General features: G+C 50.9%; 25 protein-coding genes. 2 read left to right on the forward strand and 23 right to left on the reverse strand.

All coding sequences use genetic code 11. The features are described 5' to 3' along the window. Positions 1-95: 95 nt before the first annotated feature. The 11 genes from PBOR_RS21180 to PBOR_RS21230 all read right to left on the reverse strand — a co-directional run bounded on the left by PBOR_RS21180 (position 96) and on the right by PBOR_RS21230 (position 8,771). Entirely contained in the window at positions 96-974 is an 879-nt protein-coding gene (locus PBOR_RS21180) for an aminoglycoside phosphotransferase family protein (protein ID WP_218918845.1), read from the reverse strand. Between the two features lie 48 nt (positions 975-1,022). Further along, entirely contained in the window at positions 1,023-1,199 is a 177-nt protein-coding gene (locus PBOR_RS38630) for a GNAT family N-acetyltransferase (protein WP_218918927.1), read from the reverse strand. A gap of 394 nt (positions 1,200-1,593) precedes the next feature. Further along, entirely contained in the window at positions 1,594-2,382 is a 789-nt protein-coding gene (locus PBOR_RS21190; protein WP_042215092.1) for an energy-coupling factor transporter transmembrane component T family protein, read from the reverse strand. After that, a complete protein-coding gene (locus tag PBOR_RS21195) occupies positions 2,372-3,232 on the reverse strand; it encodes an ATP-binding cassette domain-containing protein (protein ID WP_042215095.1) in 861 nt (286 codons plus the stop codon). Before PBOR_RS21195 ends, PBOR_RS21190 begins: the two co-directional genes overlap by 11 nt. Beyond that, positions 3,217-4,017 carry an energy-coupling factor transporter ATPase gene (locus tag PBOR_RS21200; protein WP_042215097.1) on the reverse strand — a complete coding sequence of 267 codons (801 nt, stop codon included), beginning with the start codon at positions 4,015-4,017 and terminating at the stop codon, positions 3,217-3,219. Before PBOR_RS21200 ends, PBOR_RS21195 begins: the two co-directional genes overlap by 16 nt. Next, on the reverse strand, positions 4,004-4,840 hold the full coding sequence (locus tag PBOR_RS21205) for an SDR family NAD(P)-dependent oxidoreductase (protein ID WP_042215099.1): 837 nt from the start codon (positions 4,838-4,840) through the stop codon (positions 4,004-4,006). The genes PBOR_RS21200 and PBOR_RS21205 overlap by 14 nt, the downstream gene beginning before the upstream one ends. Continuing rightward, positions 4,837-5,181 carry a MaoC family dehydratase gene (locus tag PBOR_RS21210; RefSeq protein ID WP_052429584.1) on the reverse strand — a complete coding sequence of 115 codons (345 nt, stop codon included), beginning with the start codon at positions 5,179-5,181 and terminating at the stop codon, positions 4,837-4,839. Before PBOR_RS21210 ends, PBOR_RS21205 begins: the two co-directional genes overlap by 4 nt. A 5-nt stretch (positions 5,182-5,186) precedes the next feature. Next, entirely contained in the window at positions 5,187-5,567 is a 381-nt protein-coding gene (locus tag PBOR_RS21215; protein WP_042215103.1) for an FAS1-like dehydratase domain-containing protein, read from the reverse strand. Beyond that, positions 5,564-6,715: a thiolase family protein gene (locus tag PBOR_RS21220; protein WP_218918928.1), complete on the reverse strand. Its 1,152-nt coding sequence runs from the start codon at positions 6,713-6,715 to the stop codon at positions 5,564-5,566. The genes PBOR_RS21215 and PBOR_RS21220 overlap by 4 nt, the downstream gene beginning before the upstream one ends. 5 nt (positions 6,716-6,720) lie before the next feature. Next, complete coding sequence (locus PBOR_RS21225) at positions 6,721-8,211, reverse strand: class I adenylate-forming enzyme family protein (protein WP_042215108.1); 1,491 nt, start codon at positions 8,209-8,211, stop codon at positions 6,721-6,723. Positions 8,212-8,219: 8 nt separating this feature from the next. Then, positions 8,220-8,771, reverse strand: coding sequence for a biotin transporter BioY (locus tag PBOR_RS21230; protein ID WP_042215110.1), 552 nt, complete (start codon positions 8,769-8,771; stop codon positions 8,220-8,222). Between the two features lie 218 nt (positions 8,772-8,989). On the opposite strand from PBOR_RS21230, the gene PBOR_RS21235 reads away from it, so the two are divergent. Beyond that, positions 8,990-9,967, forward strand: coding sequence for a biotin--[acetyl-CoA-carboxylase] ligase (locus PBOR_RS21235; RefSeq protein WP_042215112.1), 978 nt, complete (start codon positions 8,990-8,992; stop codon positions 9,965-9,967). Between the two features lie 13 nt (positions 9,968-9,980). On the opposite strand, the gene PBOR_RS21240 is transcribed toward PBOR_RS21235, so the two are convergent. The 9 genes from PBOR_RS21240 to PBOR_RS21280 all read right to left on the reverse strand — a co-directional run bounded on the left by PBOR_RS21240 (position 9,981) and on the right by PBOR_RS21280 (position 17,416). Then, positions 9,981-10,505 carry a hypothetical protein gene (locus PBOR_RS21240; protein ID WP_042215113.1) on the reverse strand — a complete coding sequence of 175 codons (525 nt, stop codon included), beginning with the start codon at positions 10,503-10,505 and terminating at the stop codon, positions 9,981-9,983. Positions 10,506-10,532: 27 nt separating this feature from the next. Continuing rightward, a complete protein-coding gene (locus tag PBOR_RS21245) occupies positions 10,533-11,030 on the reverse strand; it encodes a hypothetical protein (RefSeq protein ID WP_042215115.1) in 498 nt (165 codons plus the stop codon). 521 nt (positions 11,031-11,551) lie between these two features. Further along, positions 11,552-12,364, reverse strand: coding sequence for an ABC transporter permease (locus PBOR_RS21250; protein ID WP_042215117.1), 813 nt, complete (start codon positions 12,362-12,364; stop codon positions 11,552-11,554). After that, entirely contained in the window at positions 12,361-13,392 is a 1,032-nt protein-coding gene (locus tag PBOR_RS21255; protein WP_042215121.1) for a daunorubicin resistance protein DrrA family ABC transporter ATP-binding protein, read from the reverse strand. The genes PBOR_RS21250 and PBOR_RS21255 overlap by 4 nt, the downstream gene beginning before the upstream one ends. Before the next feature lie 181 nt (positions 13,393-13,573). Beyond that, positions 13,574-14,098, reverse strand: a complete 525-nt coding sequence (locus PBOR_RS21260; protein WP_245647854.1) for a hypothetical protein — start codon at positions 14,096-14,098, stop codon at positions 13,574-13,576. Positions 14,099-14,120: 22 nt separating this feature from the next. Next, positions 14,121-14,591: a hypothetical protein gene (locus tag PBOR_RS21265; RefSeq protein ID WP_042215125.1), complete on the reverse strand. Its 471-nt coding sequence runs from the start codon at positions 14,589-14,591 to the stop codon at positions 14,121-14,123. A gap of 98 nt (positions 14,592-14,689) precedes the next feature. Further along, a complete protein-coding gene (locus PBOR_RS21270) occupies positions 14,690-15,562 on the reverse strand; it encodes a hypothetical protein (protein WP_042215127.1) in 873 nt (290 codons plus the stop codon). A 242-nt stretch (positions 15,563-15,804) separates the two neighbouring features. Continuing rightward, positions 15,805-16,425 (reverse strand): immunity protein Imm33 domain-containing protein, encoded by a 621-nt coding sequence (locus tag PBOR_RS35060; protein ID WP_047171601.1) that lies wholly within the window; start codon positions 16,423-16,425, stop codon positions 15,805-15,807. Positions 16,426-16,534: 109 nt separating this feature from the next. After that, complete coding sequence (locus PBOR_RS21280; RefSeq protein WP_042215129.1) at positions 16,535-17,416, reverse strand: AraC family transcriptional regulator; 882 nt, start codon at positions 17,414-17,416, stop codon at positions 16,535-16,537. Positions 17,417-17,576: 160 nt separating this feature from the next. Here PBOR_RS21280 and PBOR_RS21285 point away from each other — a divergent pair, with 160 nt between their 5' ends. Then, positions 17,577-18,110, forward strand: coding sequence for a CDP-alcohol phosphatidyltransferase family protein (locus PBOR_RS21285; protein ID WP_042215131.1), 534 nt, complete (start codon positions 17,577-17,579; stop codon positions 18,108-18,110). Between the two features lie 91 nt (positions 18,111-18,201). On the opposite strand, the gene PBOR_RS21290 is transcribed toward PBOR_RS21285, so the two are convergent. From PBOR_RS21290 to PBOR_RS21300, 3 genes are all read right to left on the reverse strand, one after another. Next, complete coding sequence (locus PBOR_RS21290; protein WP_042215133.1) at positions 18,202-18,726, reverse strand: DNA topology modulation protein; 525 nt, start codon at positions 18,724-18,726, stop codon at positions 18,202-18,204. A 39-nt stretch (positions 18,727-18,765) separates the two neighbouring features. Continuing rightward, positions 18,766-19,512 (reverse strand): N-acetylmuramoyl-L-alanine amidase family protein, encoded by a 747-nt coding sequence (locus PBOR_RS21295; protein ID WP_042215135.1) that lies wholly within the window; start codon positions 19,510-19,512, stop codon positions 18,766-18,768. A gap of 149 nt (positions 19,513-19,661) precedes the next feature. Then, positions 19,662-20,015 (reverse strand): DMT family transporter, encoded by a 354-nt coding sequence (locus PBOR_RS21300; RefSeq protein ID WP_042215138.1) that lies wholly within the window; start codon positions 20,013-20,015, stop codon positions 19,662-19,664. Positions 20,016-20,017 lie beyond the last annotated feature (2 nt).

Consider the following 20,017-nt stretch of genomic DNA (forward strand, 5'->3'; position numbering starts at 1 on the left):
TCCAGACGGTTTGCAAAAAAAGGCGAAAAAACACTAACATGGGGTTAGTGTCGTAAGCCTTGACCTCTCTTGGAACATAGACATCGTTCTTGGTCTCAATCCATGCATTGGGCGAAGCGCTCCGTTATTTGGATGCCTCTGTGCCAGTCCGTCCCTCCGCCTTCAATCGTCCAGCATGCCTCAAGCACACCCCGCACCACACCCCACATCGCGATTCGGCGGGGCTCCAGGCCAAGGCGGTCAGCCATCATCCCAATCCGGCTGCGCAGCACCTGTTCGGAATCCCCACCCCGATCCGTATAGTTAAGCAAATACTGGATCGTATCGAAATGAAGATCGCCGATGATGCCTTTAGGATCAATGACTACCCATTGCTCTTCCCCTTGGCGGAGGATGTTGTCATGATGCAGATCACCGTGCAGCAGATAATTCTCTTCCGTGGTGTTAATGAGATAAACCAGACATTCTTCGGCATTCTCCACCCAGCTCTCAGCCAGCGGCGCTGCAGTTTCTCCATCGCCGAACCGCTCGCGGTATCGCTCTATGGCCGCGAAGTGATGCTTCATGGAAGGGTACAGACTGCCGGCTGGTGCAGGAAGCTGAAGGCGCTGAAATACTTCACAAAAGATATTCGTCGACTTCGCATCATCCTCAATGGCCGACAACGGTGTGCCGGGGTCGGCTCCTTCCAGCAGGGCCACACCCCAATCCTCATCTGCATCCAGTACATGAATCGCCCCCCGGCCCTCATAGGCGCGAAGCACACTAACTTCCCTTGCAAGCTCGTCCTTCATGAAGGATAATTTCAGGACTGCCGGCTTCCCGTTACCGGACTTTGCACGGAGTACATAATTATACGATAGATTGGAAAATGGAGCTTCCGGATTAATGCCGAAGCGGTCTGCACAGTCGGTAATCAGATCAGGCAGCGCCTCCGCCCATGCTACGCCCTGCTTACCGTAGAGTTCGTTCATTCTTTTGGTAAAAGGTTCAGGTATTATAATCATGCCCAACGGCTCCTTTCAGTCATGTAGCCAGTCTGCTCTCCATTCCGCTTGGGTCAACTCATAATCGATAAAACTCTGCCATTCTCCAAGCTGATCTGTCCACGCATCCGTTCGCACTTCAATTTTCCGGAAGCCGAGTTTCTCATATACATGCTGTGCTCTGGTGTTCTTAAGATTGGTATCGAGGATAATTGTGTGATATCCCGGAACCTGTAACTCATTTCCCCCACCGGAACGCCGCTGATCTCCAGGATCAAACGGCCTTGCCGTTCCGGGTCCGCCCCGCTCTGCAGTTTGCTTCGTACCTCTTGTTCAGTAGTGCCTATTCCATGGGGAAAACCGGCGTGCGCCATAATTCTCCCGTCGTTCCACCAGCTGCATAACAGCCTTGCATCGCCTATAGCCGCATCCCGGATGACCAGTTTCCCTTTATGCAGATACATTTCTTCCCCCTCTGTTCCTTCGGTCTGAATAATCGCAAGCTCATTATATCATGCGACCATTTCCAGATTAAGGGAGGGTTTCGTTATACATAAACTATACGGAATTGAAGTTAATTAAGCTCTAATCAAGCTCTCTGGTCATGCTACAGGTACAGAAGCAGCAGCACGTAAGCAAGCGTGACTCCCCCGGCGGTATAATCCATTCGCGATAATCTTAGCTCTCTATAAGAAGTACGGTCCCTTCCAGTCCCATAGGCTCTTGCATCGATCGTCATTGCCAGCTGCTCTGCCCGTTGAACCGTTGTTATTAGCAGGGGAACCACCAATGACAAATATGCAAACACCCGCTTATGGCCTTTAAGCGCTATAATGTCATACCCTCTGGCCCTTTGCGCCAGCATAATGCGGTCCAGCTCTTGAATAATTACCGGGATGAAGCGGACTGCAATCACGAGCATCAATGCAGTGGCCTCAACCGGAACTCCCCGGCGGGATAGCGGCTTGCACAGTTGTTCCAGGCCTTTTGCCAGATCCAGCGGCTTGGTCGTCAAGGTTAGGAGCGATGCAAGCGACACGAGCAAGAGAATACGCCAGACAACGAAGAGGCCCTTCTCTATTCCTTCTTCTGTCACTTTAACGGCCGAACCCGGCCAGAGCTGTACTCCGCTGGTATTGAAGAGATGGTAGGCAAAAGTAAAGGACAAGATGAGCGCAACCGGCTTTAATCCTCTAAGAAACATCCGTACCGGAACCCGGGACAACAGCAGCTGGCTTCCCGTAAAGACAGTCGCTACAGCATATCCGCCATAATTATTGATTAAAAGAGAGCAAATTGTAAAGGTTAGCATACTTAACAGCTTGGTACGGGGGTCTAGCCGGTGGAGTACTGAATCTGAAGGGATATACTGGCCCAGCAGGATGTTATCCTTCATGATGAAGACCTCTGGACTGCCAGACGTTCCTCACAAGCTGCATAATATCTTCTTCCCTGCAACTCGCCGGTTTAAGAGTCCGTCCGGAAATTCCCTCAATGAATCTTAAGAGCTGTACAGGCTCGGGCAAAGGCAATCCGGCTTGCTCCATCAATGCTGCATGCTTCAGAAACAGTTCATTCGCCTCCAAATGGGCCAATAAGCGTCCCTTCTGGAAGATCATCACCTCGTCCGAATAGTCGGCAACCTCCTCAAGCTGATGAGAGATGAGTAGTACTGTCCGGTTCTTCTCCCTCTGCCATGCCTTGAGCTGCCTCAGCAGCGCTGTCCTGTGCACGGGATCAAGTCCGGCGGTCGGTTCATCGAGAATAAGCAGCTCCGGCTCCGTAATCAGCACGGAAGCGACAGCGACAAGCCGCTTAAGCCCCCCGCTAAGCTGGAACGGCTTCTCCTGGAGAAGATCTGCGGGGAGTCCCAGCTGCTCCATAACCGTCTTGACGGCTGCTTCCACTTTCCCTGGTGATTCCCCCTTCACAGTGAGAGCAAAGGCCAGCTCCCTGTAAACCGTCGTTGCGAAAAGCTGCTGCTCCGGATATTGAAATACATAACCGATCTGCGGGACGGCCTTCATATTCCCTTTACTGTCCCTGGGCAGAGGTTGGCGGTCATGCGTATATTCGCCTCTGTAGAAAGGAACCAGCCCCTTTATTCCTTTGGCAAAGGTGGATTTTCCTGCTCCGGTATGGCCAATTACCGAAATCCATTTTCCTTCCTGAAGCGTGCAGCTTATGGATTGAAGGATCTCTTCACCATTCAACTTTACACTTACGTCATTTAACTCGTAGCCCATAAGGCAGACACCGTCTCCTTCCAATCCGCACGCAGGGGGGTTTTCAATCCGAGCGCTTGATGCAGTCTTACCGCAAAAGGGGGAGAGAGCTGATGCTCTGTAACGGATACGCTGCTAAACAAGGCGGAGGGTGATCCGTCGAAAGCAATTGCTCCTCTGCTCAGAAGCAGAACACGGTCAGAGGAAAGAATCTCATCCATATGATGCGTGATCTGAATGATGGTCTTACCCTGCCGGTGAAGGGAGTTCATTAGCTCGAGGATGTCTCTTCTTCCCTGCGGATCGAGCATGGAGGTCGCTTCATCAAAGATCATTATCGAAGGTTCCATTGCCACAACGGCAGCAACCGCAACCCGCTGTTTCTGGCCGCCTGACAGTTGATGCGGCATGGCTTCCGCATAATCTTCCATGTGAACCGCTTGCAGAGCCATATTCACCCGCCCGGCCATATCAGCTCTCAATACGCGCAGATTCTCCAGTCCGAATATCACTTCATCCAGAACGGAGGTTGTGATGAACTGATCGTCGGGATTTTGAAATACCAGTCCGGCCTGCTCCCGAATCTTCCCAAGGTCATCAGGATTCCGTGTATTTAAATGGTCCAGCATTACTTGTCCGTCTCTTGGCTGCAGGAGCCCGTTCATTAACTTGGCGAGCGTTGACTTTCCGCTTCCGTTCCCGCCAATGATGGATATAAATTCGCCTTGGCGGATTTCGAAGCTTAATTGACGAAGAACCGGATTTCTGCTCCGGTAATAATAATCGACCTGATCAAAAGCAAGCATCTGCCCCGCGCTCCCTCCGCTGTTTCCTTAATTCAAAAAAATCTTCCGGCGCAGAAGTAACTATAGCAAGCGGCCGTGGCTTCTCCCAAGGTGTAATCTGCTGTCCGTTGATGCCGAACACTTGCCCCGTCAGGCCCGGGTCCTTGTGATCCAGAAGCGCACGCACGAACCGGGCCACATCTTCCGCTTCACCCAAGCTCCATACCTCAGGAAGCGGCTCATTACGCTCTGCGTATTTTTCTGTCAGATGTTGAACAACCGGCCGGGTCATATCGGTTAAGGCAGCAGGAGCAATGCCGTTAACCCTGATCCGCTTGGCCTTCAGTTCATCGGCAAGCGTCCATACCATTCCGAGAAGTCCGGCCTTAGCCGCGCTGTAATTGACCTGTCCCGGCGAACCGGTGAGTCCCGCAGTTGAGGTCATCAGCAGAATGTCACCTCCGTCCCGGCTCAGATGGGCTAATGCCCGCCGGATGCAGTAGAATGCCCCATTCAAATGAACGCCGAGGACTGCCTGCCATTCCCGGTCCGTCATGAACTCACATCTGCGGTCATGAAGAATGCCGGCGTTATGAATTAAAATATCCAGGGAACCCATCTTCCAGGCCACTTCGTCCATCATCACCGTAACGGCAGCGGGATTGGCAACATTGGCACAGAATCCCTCCGCGAAGCCGCCTATCCCCCGGATGTCCTCGACTACTTGCTTAACACTCCCGCCATTTAAACCATTAACGGCGACCTGATATCCGCAGCGTCCCAGTTCTACAGCTATACTGCGCCCAATCCCCCGGGTTGCCCCGGTTATTAATGCCGTCTTCATATATCCATGATCCCCTTTACAACGATAAAAGCGCCTTTAGCGATGATTTCCCCGTGATCTGTCGCTACCGTTACCTGGATGTGATCATTACTCCTAGCGTTATACCGGAAGCATACGGCCGAGCCTTGAACACACGGCTTCACAAACCTCATAGTGTTGGACTGAATCCAATAAGAGAGATGTTCTTTCATATATAGAGACTGCGCCAGGCCCATGATGTACATTCCATGGGCAATGGGGGCATCATAACCTGCTTCTTTTGCAGCCGCTGTATCCAGATGAATGGCGGCCTCATCCTTGCTGACAGAGGCATAATGCCGGATGTCCGCCGCAGAGATCACGATTCTTATATCATTTCACCTCTCCCGATCAAGACGGTTTCTGCTTCAGCAATGGGTTTATCCCGGTGATAGCAGATTAGAGAATGGGTATAGAACATCAGCAAGCCGCTCCTGCCGGCTTTGTGCTTCACGGCAACCAAAGAAAGTTCGCAATTCAGATTCATACCCGCCATCAGCGGAGCATGATAAGTAAACTGCTGCGTTCCGTGAATCATTGCCGCTTTCAGGGGCAGCCAGGGGACATCTGCTGTCTTCCAGAATGTGACCGGCATAGTCGAAGGAGCAACGGCTGCTCCTCCTATTCTCTGTAGGGGCGAAGCTATGCTGTGTGCATACTGCACGATATTTTCCGTCGTGAGCTGAACCTGAAAGCGGATCTTGTTCATATAACCGCCTCCACCAGAACGGCCAGCCCCATCCCGCCGCCAATGCCAAGTGTAGCTATACCCCGTTTGTAGGGGGTTTGCAGCATCTCCGAATATAGACGCGTCATAAGGATCGCACCGGATGCTCCGTAAGGATGACCCAGAGCTAACGCGCCTCCGCCGGGATTAACCTTATCCGCTGAAAGCTGAAGCTCCTGCAGTGATGCCAATACCTGAGCGGCAAAAGCTTCATTAAATTCAACGATATCCACATCTCCGATGGTCAGCCCCTGGCGGCATAACAGTTTCCGGACCGCTGGAACCGGTCCGATCCCCGGATAACGGGGGTCTACTCCGGCAGCCTGAGAGTCAACAAAACGGAGGATGGGAGTTAGATTAAGCTGTTCGCACTTGTCACGCGACATCATGAGCACCAGAGCGGCACCATCATTAATAGGACAGGCATTTCCGGCAGTCACAGTGCCATCCTCCGCAAACACAGGCTGCAGGCTGCGCAGCTTCCCCAGGCTTGTATCCGGTCTCGGACATTCATCCTCTGCAATCCGTAATCCGTTGACCTCAAGCGGTACAAGCTCCGGTACATATCTGCCTGTACTTTGAGCCCGGACGGCTTTCAGATGGCTCTCCAGCGCATACAGATCCTGCGCTTCACGGGTAATCCCGTATTTGGCCGCCACATACTCTGCAGCAAGCCCCATGTCAGGATCTCCGTAAGCAATGGGTGTGAACGGTGCGCGTGTATATAAGGTTGGCGTCTCCGCCAGCGTACCGGGCTTGAACATTCGCCAAGGCGCCCGGCTTACACTTTCGGCTCCGCCTGCCAGGAATATCTCTCCTGCACCGCTCTGAATGAGGCGGGCCGCCATGATGATGGCTTCAAGCCCTGAACCGCATTGACGGTCGACTGTGACTCCCGGAACCGTAACAGGCAATCCTGCTTCAAGCACAGACTTACGGGCAATATTCCCGCCAGGTCCCACTACATTGCCGATGATGACATCATCAATCCATTCCGGGGGCAGCTGTGCCTCCGTAATGAGGAGACGAATCAGCGGGGCAAGCAGCTGCTCCGGCTCAAGCATGCTTAGCTGTCCGCCGAGTTTCCCGACAGGTGTGCGCCTGGCCATGACCAGAACGGCCTCTTTGATTTCTTTCATCTCGACCCTTCTCTCACATTGTCCATCATCCGCTGGCGTGCGATTTTTCCGCTGCTGGTATAGATGAACTGTTCCACAGTAACGAGCTGCCTGGGCAACTTATAGCCTGCAAGATATGGACGGCAGTAATCCCTGATCTGCTCCAGACTGAGCTGCTGTTCTCCGCTCCACTCAATCAATGCCGTTACCTGCTCTCCCCACCGCTCATCCGGCTTGCCGAATACCATAACCTCGCGGACCGCCGGAATACGTCGCAGCACAGTCTCCACTTCTTCGGGAAACACCTTGAGTCCCCCGCTCTTGATCATGCTGCCGGCGCGGCCGGCCAGGTGCAGATCCCCTTCATGATCCAGGAGCACGTAATCCCCCGTGCGCAGCCAGCCCCGGCGAAACACGCCTGCCGTCTCTTCCGGCAGCAGGTGATACCCGGTGAACATCATTTCACTCCGGATATACAGCTCACCAACCGCACCCGGAGGCAGCTCACGAAACTGCGCATCGCGGATGGAAATCTGCACGCCGTCGAACGGTTTGCCTAAGGAATCTGCCTCCTCCTCCCCGGTCATTTCAAGATAGCTGATGTAGCTGGCCTCCGAGGAGCCGTAATACTCATAGAGCTTCGTCTCCTTGAACAGCTCACGGCATCTTTGTTTCAACGTCACTGGCCACTTGCCCCCAGAGCTGATTATGGCCTGTATAGATACCGGGGCCGTGGTTGCAGCGGCATGCCGGACCAATGCGTCAATCATCGCAGGCACAACGAACAGGACCATATCAGGTTCATGGGAGCAGAGATTCAATACGCTCACAGCATCGAATGCCGGCAGGAGATGAAAAGTCGCCAGACTATACAGGGCTTGCATCATGGCGAACAGCGACAGGGAATGCACGAACGGCCCGGGCGCAAGTACGTGCTTCATACTGTTCAGCCTGAATGCCTTCTCCGTCGCCTCAAAGCTTGTTAACCAGGACTGGTGAGTCCGCATGTACCCTTTGGGGAGGCCGGTTGTGCCTGATGTGTACCCGATGAACAGCAGTTCGGGGTTCTCCTCTGCAACGGCATCCGGTCCGAAGGCGGACAGCCAGGCGCTATAGCTGCCGTTTCTCTGCTCCCCACCGAAGTATAGCTGCGGGATTTCTCTATAACGTTCTGTGAAATCAGCCGCAAAACGCTCTTCACAAACGATCAGTCCGGGCTCACACTGCCGGATAACCTTATCCATCTCCACCGGATGCCATTTGGGGTCCAGCAGCACGGGAACGCACCCCGCATAGATGGCGCCGAGAACAAACTCGGCGAATTCCATACGGTTACCGGATAAGACAGCAATATTCCGCTTGATGTATCCGCCATGCCGCAAACCGTTTGCAACCTGTTGCACCAGCCTCATGAGCTGGGCGTAGGAGCGTTCTTCCCGGCCGTCCGAGATCGCAATGCGGGAAGGGGCGGCCTGTCCACGTTCTAAAATGTGCTGTACCAGGTTCATGGGTATGCTCACATCCCCGCTTTTTCTTCAATGGGGCTGATTTCTTTCAGCTGCATCGTTATTACGGCCGCAATAACCGCTTTGATCATATCTCCGGGAAGAAAAGCCAAAGCCCCGATCAGTCCTGTCCAGACCGGTGTATCTGTAATTAAGGCCATGACAGGCGCGCCAATCAGATTCACCAGCAATACGCCAAAGATCAGGTTGACGGCTATCAGTTTCCAGATGCGGACCCTGCGCCAGATTTTCTCGGAACACCAGCCGATGAAGCCTGCCGCGACCAGCCAGCTGAATATGTATCCGGCAGACGGTCCAATGAGCACCGCCAGCCCGCCGCGCCCGCCGGTCAGCACCGGCAATCCGAGGGCTATGAGAATGATAAAAACAACCAGGCTGAGGATCCCCATCCGTCTGCCCAGAAAACATCCGGCCAGCATAACGCCAAGCGTCTGGGCAGTGACCGGAACAGGAATGAAGCCAAGGGGCAAAGGCGGAATCATGCCTAGCACCGCAATGAGTGCTGCGAATAATGCGGCATACACAAGTTCTTTTGTCTTCAAGATATTGACCTCCATTGATTAAATAAAGGTTGTGCTCTGGAAAGAATACAGCCAATACGCTGAATTATAATGGAGACTCACCCTATTGTAAACCAATTTAATGAACAAGGTTCACAATGAAGCAAAAATAACACCTTCGTTTTCCTATTGTTATCTAAGCATGTTAATATAATCGGAGAGGTTTGATCGGAACGTAATATTTCTGGAGGGTTATATCCATGACAGTTAAAGAACAAATTCTATCCTTGTTGGGTAGCAACAAAGGCGGGTATATATCGGGCGAGGAGATTGCAGGGCAGTTATCCGTAACACGCAGCGCAGTCTGGAAAGCGATCAAATCGCTGCAGACGGACGGTTATTCCATTCAGGCTGTAACCAATAAAGGGTATTCCTTATCCCCTCTAACGGATATTTTGTCTGCCGGTGCCATTTCGAAACACCTGAATCTCCAGGGTCAACAGCTGCGCCTTGAGGTTTACAAGACTATACCTTCAACGAACGAAGCAGTAAAAATCCTGGCCGCAAATGGAGAGGCTGAAGGGAAAGTGATCCTCTCGGAAGAGCAGACTGCCGGCCGCGGAAGAAACGGCCGGCCCTTCTTTTCACCGCGGGGAACGGGCATCTACATGAGCATCCTGCTGCGCCCCAAGCTATCTGCGGCAGAATCCATTCTTCTGACGACCTCCGCTGCAGCCGCCGTGGCCCTGGCCATCGAGAGCGTATCCGGTAAAGACACGCAGATTAAGTGGGTCAATGACGTATTCATGGATGACAAAAAGGTGTGCGGAATTCTTACCGAAGCTTCCATGTCGCTGGAAAACGGCCGGCTGGATTATGCCGTTCTCGGCATTGGCATCAATGTAACTCTACCGGCGGGCGGCTTTCCTGACGGGCTTGGCGGGATTGCAACGTCTGTATTTTCCGAAAGCTATTATTATGATGATCTCCGCTGCCGGCTCGCGGCAGAAGTGCTGAATCATTTCATGGAATACTATGCGCATTTAACGGACAGACCGTTTCTCTCCGAATATAGACGACGAATCCTTTCCCTTGGTAAGCCTGTAACGGTGGTGAAGGATAACAAACAACGCGGGGCGACAGCCATTGATATTGATAACGACTGCCGTCTGAAAGTCAGATATGAGAATGGTGACGAGGAGTATCTTTCAAGCGGGGAAGTCAGCATTACCATCTAGCCTCTGGCTGTAATCAAATCCATACCGCAAGAGCGTGAAAGTGCAGATAGAACAAGGACAGATTCAGCAGCAGTCCAAGTATAGATAATTTGTTTCTAGAGAAAATCCCCAGCACACTGATGCAAATGGCGAACAACAGGAGGAAGTAAATCAGGTAGATTAGAAAGTCTGCGTTAAGTGCTAAGACGTCCGAACCTGAATCATTTAACCAGACTCCGTCGTACAGGCTCTTGTTCTTGCTGACTGTATATATCAGCAGGCCGCTGATACAAACCGAAGACAACAACACCGGAACCGCAGTTAAGCCTCTGATGCTCTTCCTGTGTCTTCCTGAAGTTACTGACCATACACCATAAACAACGAACCCTATGAGAAGACAGACCATATACAGCTGATAGAAATATAACCCTTCTTCCCGGTCCCCGGTCCCGCCGCCATCCGGCCCTGAAGCGTATAAGAATAGATTAGTAATGACTAGCATGAAATTCAGGATTGCATATTTAACTGTACTGGTTCCTATTCCCGCAAATTTATTCATGATTACCCTTTCTTGCGATCGCAACTTTTATTGCACATCTGAAACTCTCGGATTCCCTAAAACAAACCAGTAATTCACTTCGTCGTACCCTGTAATACTAGCTGTTACATTTAGACCTTTATGTATGTTCCGGTTCTTATAGTTTGCAGCACATTCATCATAATCAGCTATAGCCAAAGCATCATGAACAGGAATACTCACAATTACTCCTTGAGGGTAGAGGACCTCTATAGGTCCAGTAATTTTGGTGCCCAATGGAAGTTTGCTTTTCAATTCAACCCAACGCTCCGTTTGATCTTTATTTATCCTACTCCACACTTCTTCAAATTCTTCTTGAGTAATTCTTAATAATGTCCCGTCATCTAATGGTAATTCTGTCTCAGATAAGAAAAAATCATATTTCTTTTGATTAGATATCTTACTCTCTTTACCTTCATCCAACAAAATCTGCCTGAACGCCCAGCCTTCCTCATCCACTTCGAAATACCATCTTTTCTTACCGCTAGGATCAAGCAGATATATCATTTGAATTCTTTCTCCTTATATAGTGTTTGTATTAAAAATGTACGTGGCCTGTGCAGCAGACCAGACGCTTGCGCAGCATTAATCTTTAGGAGCAGCGTGGAGCGAATAGCGGAAATAGTTGTATTTAGTGCAATTAAAAGGCGGCGAAAAACCGCATGTCTAGGAATAACTGCATTCTGTACAATTAAAAATAGGGAAATTGTTCTTTTACAGCAAAGAAGCCATTTATAAGTGTACAAAGTGCAATTAAAACTGTTCCTGCGCAGAAATGTAGCGTTATAGTTGTACAAATTACAGTTATAACATGAGCGGTAGTCTCATAGCAGACCACCCGTAACTTTCAACTCGGGCAAGATGTGCTGCGAATCCGGAATTTCTCCATTTCTCCAGTTTAAGCTAAATAGTTAAATAGTTAAATATAGAATAAACTTCAACATTTGATCCATCATTTCCTACCAAAAGCACAAAAGACGCTAACCTGATGTATTTCTACATCCGTTAGCGTCTTTAATTGAAGCGGATTACGTACGGCGCATATACGCACGCACCGTGATCGGGGCGAAGATGGCGACAATGACTGCGGCACCAATAAGCGAGTAGACCAGATCGCTGCCTACCGTTCCGTTGTTGACCAGATTACGGACGGCGGTGACCAGATGTGAGATCGGATTGATATTTACAAACCACTGCAGCCATTTCGGCATCGTATCAACCGGCACAAACGCATTCGAGAGAAAGGTTAGCGGGAACAGTACGATCATGGAAATCCCCTGTACACTGGAAGCCGTCCGGGCGATAACCCCGAAGAAGGCGAAGATCCAGCTGATTGCCCATGAGCATCCGATAACAAGGAGCGCTGCGAGCGCGACATTCCCGATGCCGCCTTCAGGGCGTAAGCCCATGATGTACCCCATAACGAAGGTGAGCACAGTAGCAATGGTATAACGGATCGTATCTGCGAGCAGTGCGCCCGCCAGAGGAGCAATCCGCGCAATCGGCAGGGACTTGAAGCGGTCAAACACACCCTTCTCCATATCCTCCCGCAGCTGGACACCCGTGACGACAGAGGTCGTAATTACGGTCTGTACTAAGATCCCTGGGATGATCACCGGCAAATAACTTGCTACATCACCGGCAATAGCCCCTCCGAAGATATAAGTGAACATCAGCGTGAAAATGATCGGCTGGAACGTGACGTCAAACAATTGCTCCGGTGTCCGCCGGATCTTGAGCAGCCCTCTATAGGCCATCGTTAATGAATTGCGCACCGCCTGGCCGAAGCTGGTATGATTCTTCAGACGGCGTTCTGTACCCGGCTTGATTACAGTACTCATGCCAATACCCCCTCTTTATTCTTGGCTGATCCGGATGCATATCCGGCCTCTTCCTTCACGCCATCACCGGTTAAGGTCAGGAACACTTCATCCAGTGTCGGCTTCTGTACGCTCATCTCAAGCAGCGAAATTCCCGCCTCGCGGAGTGCGACCAGCAGGTCGGTCACCCGGTCAACATCGCCCATCGGTGCCATGATCTTTGCGGATTCTGCCGATACATTGGACCGCACCTGAAGCACCCGCTCGACGATCAGACGGGCATTCCCCATATCCTTCGGATTCAGGACCTTCAGATGCAGTGAGGAGTTGCCGACTGAAGCTTTCAATTCATCCACGGTGCCCTCGGCAACCACCTTGCCGGTGTCGATGACGGCAATCCGGTCTGCGAGCTGATCCGCCTCTTCCAGATACTGCGTGGTCAGCAAGACGGTTGACCCGGTATTTACAAGCCTCCGGATCGTATCCCACATCTGATTCCGCGTCCGCGGATCAAGACCAGTGGTCGGTTCATCCAGGAAAATGAGCGGCGGCTGCGCAATCAGACTGGCGGCCAGATCCAGCCGCCGGCGCATCCCGCCGGAGAAATTCTTCAGCGGCCGCTTGGCTGCCTCCGTCAGGCCGAATTCCTCCAGCAGCTCTTCAGCCTTATTTCTCGATTCGGCGCGTCCCAGTCCGAGCAGTCTGGAGAAGATAATCAGATTCTCTGTTGCGCTGAGTGACTCATCCACCGATGCATATTGGCCCGTTACCCCGATTAACTGACGCACGATCTGCGGTTCTTTAACCACATCATGTCCGAAGATACGCGCCGAACCTGCGTCAGGCCGCAGTAAAGTGGCCAGCATGCGGATTACGGTTGTCTTGCCGGCCCCGTTCGGACCCAGCACACCGTAGATCATCCCTGTGCCCACCTTGAGATCAACACCGTCTACTGCACGGTTACTGCCGTACGTTTTGACAAGTCCATGTGCTTCGATGGCATAACTGCCCTTGTCCTGTACTGACCGCTTCTTTTGTACTTGATTCATTCTTTATTCCTCCTAGACAACTGAATGTATTAGGATGGTAACCGACTTTTTTAAACTGAATATAAACTTGCCCCTCATCCGCCGGATTGCTTTTCCCACGCCTTATTAAAACAAAAATCCGATCCCTTGGGATCGGACTGAAGAAGTACGCTTGCAGACGTACACCTTAAATGCAAAATTCTTAATCATAACCCCCTTCGGCTTCCGGCAATGCCTGGTACGCATCTTTACCGGCTACGATGTCCGCGATGAAGGTCCGCAGCTCCAGTAGCTGCCCGGCATCTTCAGTAAGCTCACAAGTCTCACCGGACCAGCTCAAATCACGTGTAATTCCGTCTACAGTAATCTGCCAGCTGTCTTCCTGGTAAGGGGTGACGGCACAATTCTGCTTAGCGGGCACAAGCTCCATTGTACCCATAATGTTGATTTCTCTCATTTGGTCATAGATGCTGCGCATTTCATCCTCAGACAGAGTAACATCCGCCGTTGCTGTCCCGTTCATGATCAGATCTTTTACCACTGTATCCTGATACGTATTAATCTCATTCTTGGTGGCTTCTCCGTAGCCGTAACGGACGAGAAAGTCGAAGTCTCCGGGCATTTCTTGCGGCATAACGTTCTGCCCAGCAGCGCGCTCTGCCTCCTTATCCGTACTACAGCCATTTAGGAGCAGTACTGCGAGCAGCAATAAGTATAATTTATTCACTGTATCCGCCTCCAGCATGTTCTTAGGTATTATTACACAATATACAGCCGTGGCAAGACAAGTAAATATCATGAATTCCGCATTTCGGGTACCCGATAGGGATCGTAGGATTATTATCATCTTCTTCAATTTTTGACCATTCTAAATAACTTTCCATCTTAATGCTGTCTTTATCAAAAGCAAAAATCATCCGCTGAAACTTTAATAAGCATTCTATGATCCAATCTTCCCGGGGTTCATAATTCAGCCGCTCCCAACCATGACGTTCCATTGCTCCTGAAATCGTGTGTAAGATAAAAATCCTTTCCCGTTCAAACGATTCTATAGTCCACGGCATATCATCGATATCAAAACCGACAGTTCCTATGCCTACCACTGACTGGTCCTGCTGAGCTAACCAGATCACCATTTCTTTCTCGCGGTTGTTTTCTGCAAATATAGACCCGCTGAGCGCCAGCACCTCAATAAAAAAGGAGGTCAGACTATTCGACATTTTTAACGACTCAATGCTTTCGCAAAGTGCTCTGGCATAGATATCCGGTTGCCCATATGTATGTCCCCTTTCCGCTTCCGTAAACTTCCGGTAGAGAATTAAATCGGACTCAAAGCATCCCAGAGCTGCGTAGCGAATTCGTTATCGATTTGGAAATACATTCTGGCAAATCCGTAATCAATGTAGCCGCCTTTGATCATTATCAAAGTAACCTCAGTGCCATCTTTTAAATGAATTGTAATTCGTCTGTATCGTTCATCATTGTCATAGTCGCCCATTTGTCCATCCATGCCCTCATGTACAGATAATCTGGCATCATACAGCTGATCAACCAGGGTGTTGATCAATTCCAAATCAGGAACCGGGTGTAACTGATCTATACCTGTTCTCCACTCTGAGTAGCTTTGATATTGGGCACTAACCACATTTCCAGCCATTTTAAAGGGTTTGAAAAAATCTCTGCCCGCACTTAACGGTAACCCGCCCGTACACTCATAAAATGCAGTTTGAACATACGAATGCTCTTCAGAATATGTCATTATTCGGAAATTCTTATTATAGCCTTTCACAGCATAGACATCTGCCTTGTCAACTGTTGAAGCTAGATTGGTGTCCTTCTTCCCCTGCTGCTTCCAACCGTTAAGATTGCCTTTAGCCGTTCCGAGCTTCTTCCCTCTCAAATTTATTGCTTGTTCGGGCGGGATTTCCGTATACGTTTGAGTGTACACTTTGCCGTTATAATATATCATTCCTAACATCGTTGCATTGAGAATCCCCTCCGTCTGTGACGGCAAGTTAAAGACTGGCGATATTATTCCTCCCTTTGGGGCTACGGGTTCCTCATCTTTAACAGGGCGCAGAAAGAGTGCACCGCCAATTAGGATCACCAGCACTGCTGCTGCGATCCCGGCTTTTAACCAGCCGTGTCTGGAGCGGAAAAAGGATACTATCATGGTTTGGAATCTCAACAAAATATTGCACTCCCTCATTTTACATTATTTAACTTTACATATAATACTAATATTTATAATAATGTTACAATTAATAATTATCAATAAGATTCAACACACCAGCTCATCTAAACAGCAACAAAGGCGCGGTAGAGAACTGTTGTCCCCTCCGCGCCTTTGCCCATGCTTATGCACTGCCTATATCTGATCCCAGCATCTGCCGGTTACAGATTTCTATGAACCGCCAGCCCCGCATATTATGCTTACCGCCAATTTTTCACTTCTACCCATGCTGCATCCGGGCCGCTCCGTTCAAATGCCGTACCTACAGCTCCTCTAAAAGGCTCCAGTAAACCCGGGTCGCGGTCAATCAGATCATACACATTCATGATCGCGGTATTCTTGGGATCACTCAGGTACGCTCCATCTTCATCCCCGCTGAATAGCCGCCATCCGCTATCCTGCTCCCGTGTGGCTGCTTCACGGTACATCCAGCGAACCCCGCTGCCGGGCAACATGCATTTCTTGGTCACCAGCGCCGCCTTCTCGCCTGCCTCGACCCACGCCGGGTCTCCTTCTCGCAGAATTGTCCGGGCAATATGTCTGGGCTCGAATTCCACGGTATCTCCAGGTTGCAGTGTCTGTATCACTCCGGGCACATTCGTCAGCAGCCCCGTATAACGTCCGGTAACCGGATCTTGCCCGGTAATCTCCACCCACATCCGTTCAGCGCGGGGTTCTCCTTCTTTCGGGTTCGTCAGGATGAAATGCAGCCTAACCATTCTTCCTGGGTTCTGGGTCATCCGTTCTTGCAGGGAAGGAATAAAGAAAGAATTAGGATGCTGCCGGCTCACTTCTTCCACATCTTCCAAAGTCCATTCCATAACGTGTGCCTCCTAGTCTGTAGTGCTAGACTACCATTACCCCATTGCGGGAGACACGATTCATTTGGACAGGAAAATCCACCCATCTTAAGCTCAGGCCCAGGGACAATTAAAGGAGTTTCGATTCCTGTACAGGTATCCATATTTCACTTTTGTACGCAGGAGAGTTCGTATCCTTGCTCTCATTCCACAGAATTTCCGGCCCTTCAACCTGCTCATAATTGGAGGAGGGGAACCATTCGGAATAAATCCGGCCCCAGATATTCTGGAGCGTGTCCGGAAACGGCCCCACTGCTTCAAATACAGCCCATGTATACGCAGGGACTTCAAGCTTGGCATAGGACGGCGGACATTCCAGGGTAGTGGCAACACCAATATAATGATCGAGCTCTCCACGCTCTTCCATCCGCCCTTCGGAGAAATTCACCGATGCGCTGATCATCCCCGCAGGTTCGATGTTGGACAGCTGCTTCAGCTCCGTAATGATCTCCATAGTAAGACTCTGCCACATCGCCGCGATTTCCGGGTTCACCCCATTGAACTGGATGGGCACTCTTTTCTTCAGTCCGACGATGCTAAAAGCCGCTTTCTCTTCCATACGGTAATTCATTTCACTGCCTCCTCTGATTGTTAATTGAAAAGTCATTCGAGGAAAGGCCTTCAGCGGTGTCCCTGCGCTTCTTGCTTCCGACGGCGTCACACCGTGAACCAGCTGGAATGCCTTGGTGAATGCATCCGGTGAACTATAACCAAATTCCAGAGCCAGATCAATGATCCGCTGCTGGCTGCCCTGCAGTTTGAATGCGGCCAGTGTAAGACGTCTGCGGCGGATATATTCCGAGAGCGGAATACCGGCCAGAAAGGAGAACATCCGCGTGAAATGATACTCCGAGCATAACGCCCGCCTCGCTGCCTCCCTGACATCCACCACACCCTCCAGATGCTCCTCAATATAGGAGAGTGCGGCGTTCATATTTTCGAGCAGGTTCATCGTTTACCACCCTTTCCTCACCATCAGATTAACAGCTATTCAGAGGCCGGGTCCGACAGTTGCTGCACGAGATTGACGGATAAGCACTATTTTAATGATAATGAAGCATAGATACTATATAAAAAGCAATTTCCCCCCAGCGGGAAGACGGAGGATCGAAATGAAGCTTATACCCAACTGCTTAACACTCAGCCGGATCGGGCTGGCACTCCTGCTGTTAGGGCTGGAGCCGCTGGGCACGGGCTTCACCACTGTCTATATCCTGTGCGGAATTACAGATATGCTGGATGGGCCGATTGCCAGAATGACCGGGACAACCAGCAGCCTCGGGGCCAAGCTTGACTCTCTGGCCGACATGACGCTGGTGGGCGCTTCATTATATACATTGTATCCGTTCCTTGGACTTACACGGGGGGGCCTCCTCTGGATCACCCTAATCGCCTTAATCCGGGGAGCCTCCATGCTGACCGCGCTGCGCAGATTCCGGACCTACGGCAGCATCCATACCTATGGCAATAAACTCGCCGGACTCCTGTTATTCATCACGCCGCTGCTGCTTCCGCATATTCATCAAGTTGTCTGGACTGCTGTTGTATGCGCCGTGGCTACTTTGTCCGCAGTGGAGGAATTTGTCATACTTCTGAGCTCAAGCCAGCTGCAGCTGGACCGGAAAGGGCTGTTTACGCGGCGCTAATCCTCAGGACAAACACCTCAAAGAACCCATCACACGCCATGGGTTCTCCTATAACATTACTCATTCTTTTAGTCCCGCACAACGCGAATATTTAGCCTAAGGGACCGGCATCAGCGAAGCTCTTGATTAATGCTTTGACCTGTCGTCGGGAGGTTACGGTGATGACTCGCTGATGTGGACCAGCCTGCCGGAGTCTGGCGATGGTATTAGCCCGGCTCCGTGTCTTATAGTTCCAGACCCAGCTTACGAAGGCCCAATCGAGCTTCTCCGGGCAGCCTTCCTGCATGTCGGGTCTCGTTTGGTTATGGTACATCAGACGCCGCTTCACAATGCGGTACATACATAAGAGCCTGGGCAGATCCAGAAAAATGATGACATCCGCACGCTTGACCCTGATATCCATCGTCCTTGAGTAGTTGCCATCCATTATCCACTTCTCTTGCTCCGTGTATTGCCGGACCAGCCCGTCCCATTCCTCATCCGGCTTGGGGATCCAGCCCGGGTTCCAGAAATGGGCATCCAGATGCACGACCGGCAGCTGGAGCATACCTCCGAGCTCCCGGGCCAGCGTAGATTTGCCCGATCCCCCTGATCCGAGAATTAATATCCGGTTCATAAGTTCTCCTTATTAAGTATGAAATAAATGCTATCCTCTTCAATCCAGCTGCAAATATTCTCTGATTCCATCGATGATGGCAGAGGCAACATCCTCCTGAAATTCAGCGGTCCACATCTTCGTCTCATCTCCGGGGTTCGTCAAATATCCCAGTTCAAGCAGCACGGACGGCATCTCCGTCTCCCGCAGCACAAAGAAGTTTTCAACCTTAACCCCGCGGTCTTTGAGCCCGGTAGCTTGAATGACATGCTTATGTATAGTCTCGGCAAAAGCCAGTGATTCGTCATGATAATAAAAGGACTCCGTGCCCGACGCTGAAGCATCCTCATAGGTATTACCATGTATGGATATAAATAAATCCGCCGGCAGGTTATTCGCGAACTCCGGCCGGTACAGCTCATGCGTGGAAATGAAAGCATCCCCGGTGCGGGTAAGCTCAATCTGAATCTGCGGATCATCCGCCAGCTTCGCTGCTATTTGCTGTGATACGCTAAGGTTGAACTCCTTCTCAAAACGTCCGCTCACGGACGTCGCGCCAGGATCTTCACCGCCATGCCCGGGGTCGATCACAACCTTATAAACAGGTCCGGAATACACCGGATCACTGCTGGCAGGCCCGCTTGTACTGCCTGGTTCATGGATTGCTTCCGGTTTACCCGCCGCCGGAGCCGCAGCCAGACTTGAATCTGCACTATCCCCGCCTGAACCGTTACTGACGCCATCACTGCATGCCGCAAGCATTAGCAGACAGAGCCATGCGGCAGCTATAATGTACATCTTCCTCATTCCGGTCTCTCCTTCTCGCTTACCTCATCTTCGTATCCCCATTTCATTTCAGCATACCGCTGCCTGATAGGCAAGACCCAAATCGCACAAAAAAAGACCAATTCAAGGTCATAACTATGACGTTGAATCAGTCTTTCGCGGATCTTATGCTATTTTGCGGGGGTATTCTCTGTTACCTGCTGGGCATGATTTGAAGAATTCAGCAAGACCAGTCCCCCGATGATAATAAGCAGGCTGATGCCGGTAAGCAGGTTGAAAGGATCATTCCAGATCAGAATGCCGATGAGTGCAGTCAGAGCCGTGCCTGCTCCAGACCAGATGGCATAAGCCAGGCTTAACGGTATGGTTCTGAGACTAATGGATAAGCTGTAAAAAGCCAGACCCATGCCAATCACTACCCCAATAGACGGCAGCACACTGCTGAATCCGTCGGAGAGCTTGAGCATTGTCGTGCCAAAGATTTCCGAGAGAATGGCGATACTTAATGCAAGATAACTTTTCACAA

Origin of the sequence: Paenibacillus borealis, from assembly GCF_000758665.1 — a bacterium.
Classification (GTDB): Bacteria; Bacillota; Bacilli; order Paenibacillales; family Paenibacillaceae; genus Paenibacillus_AQ; species Paenibacillus_AQ borealis.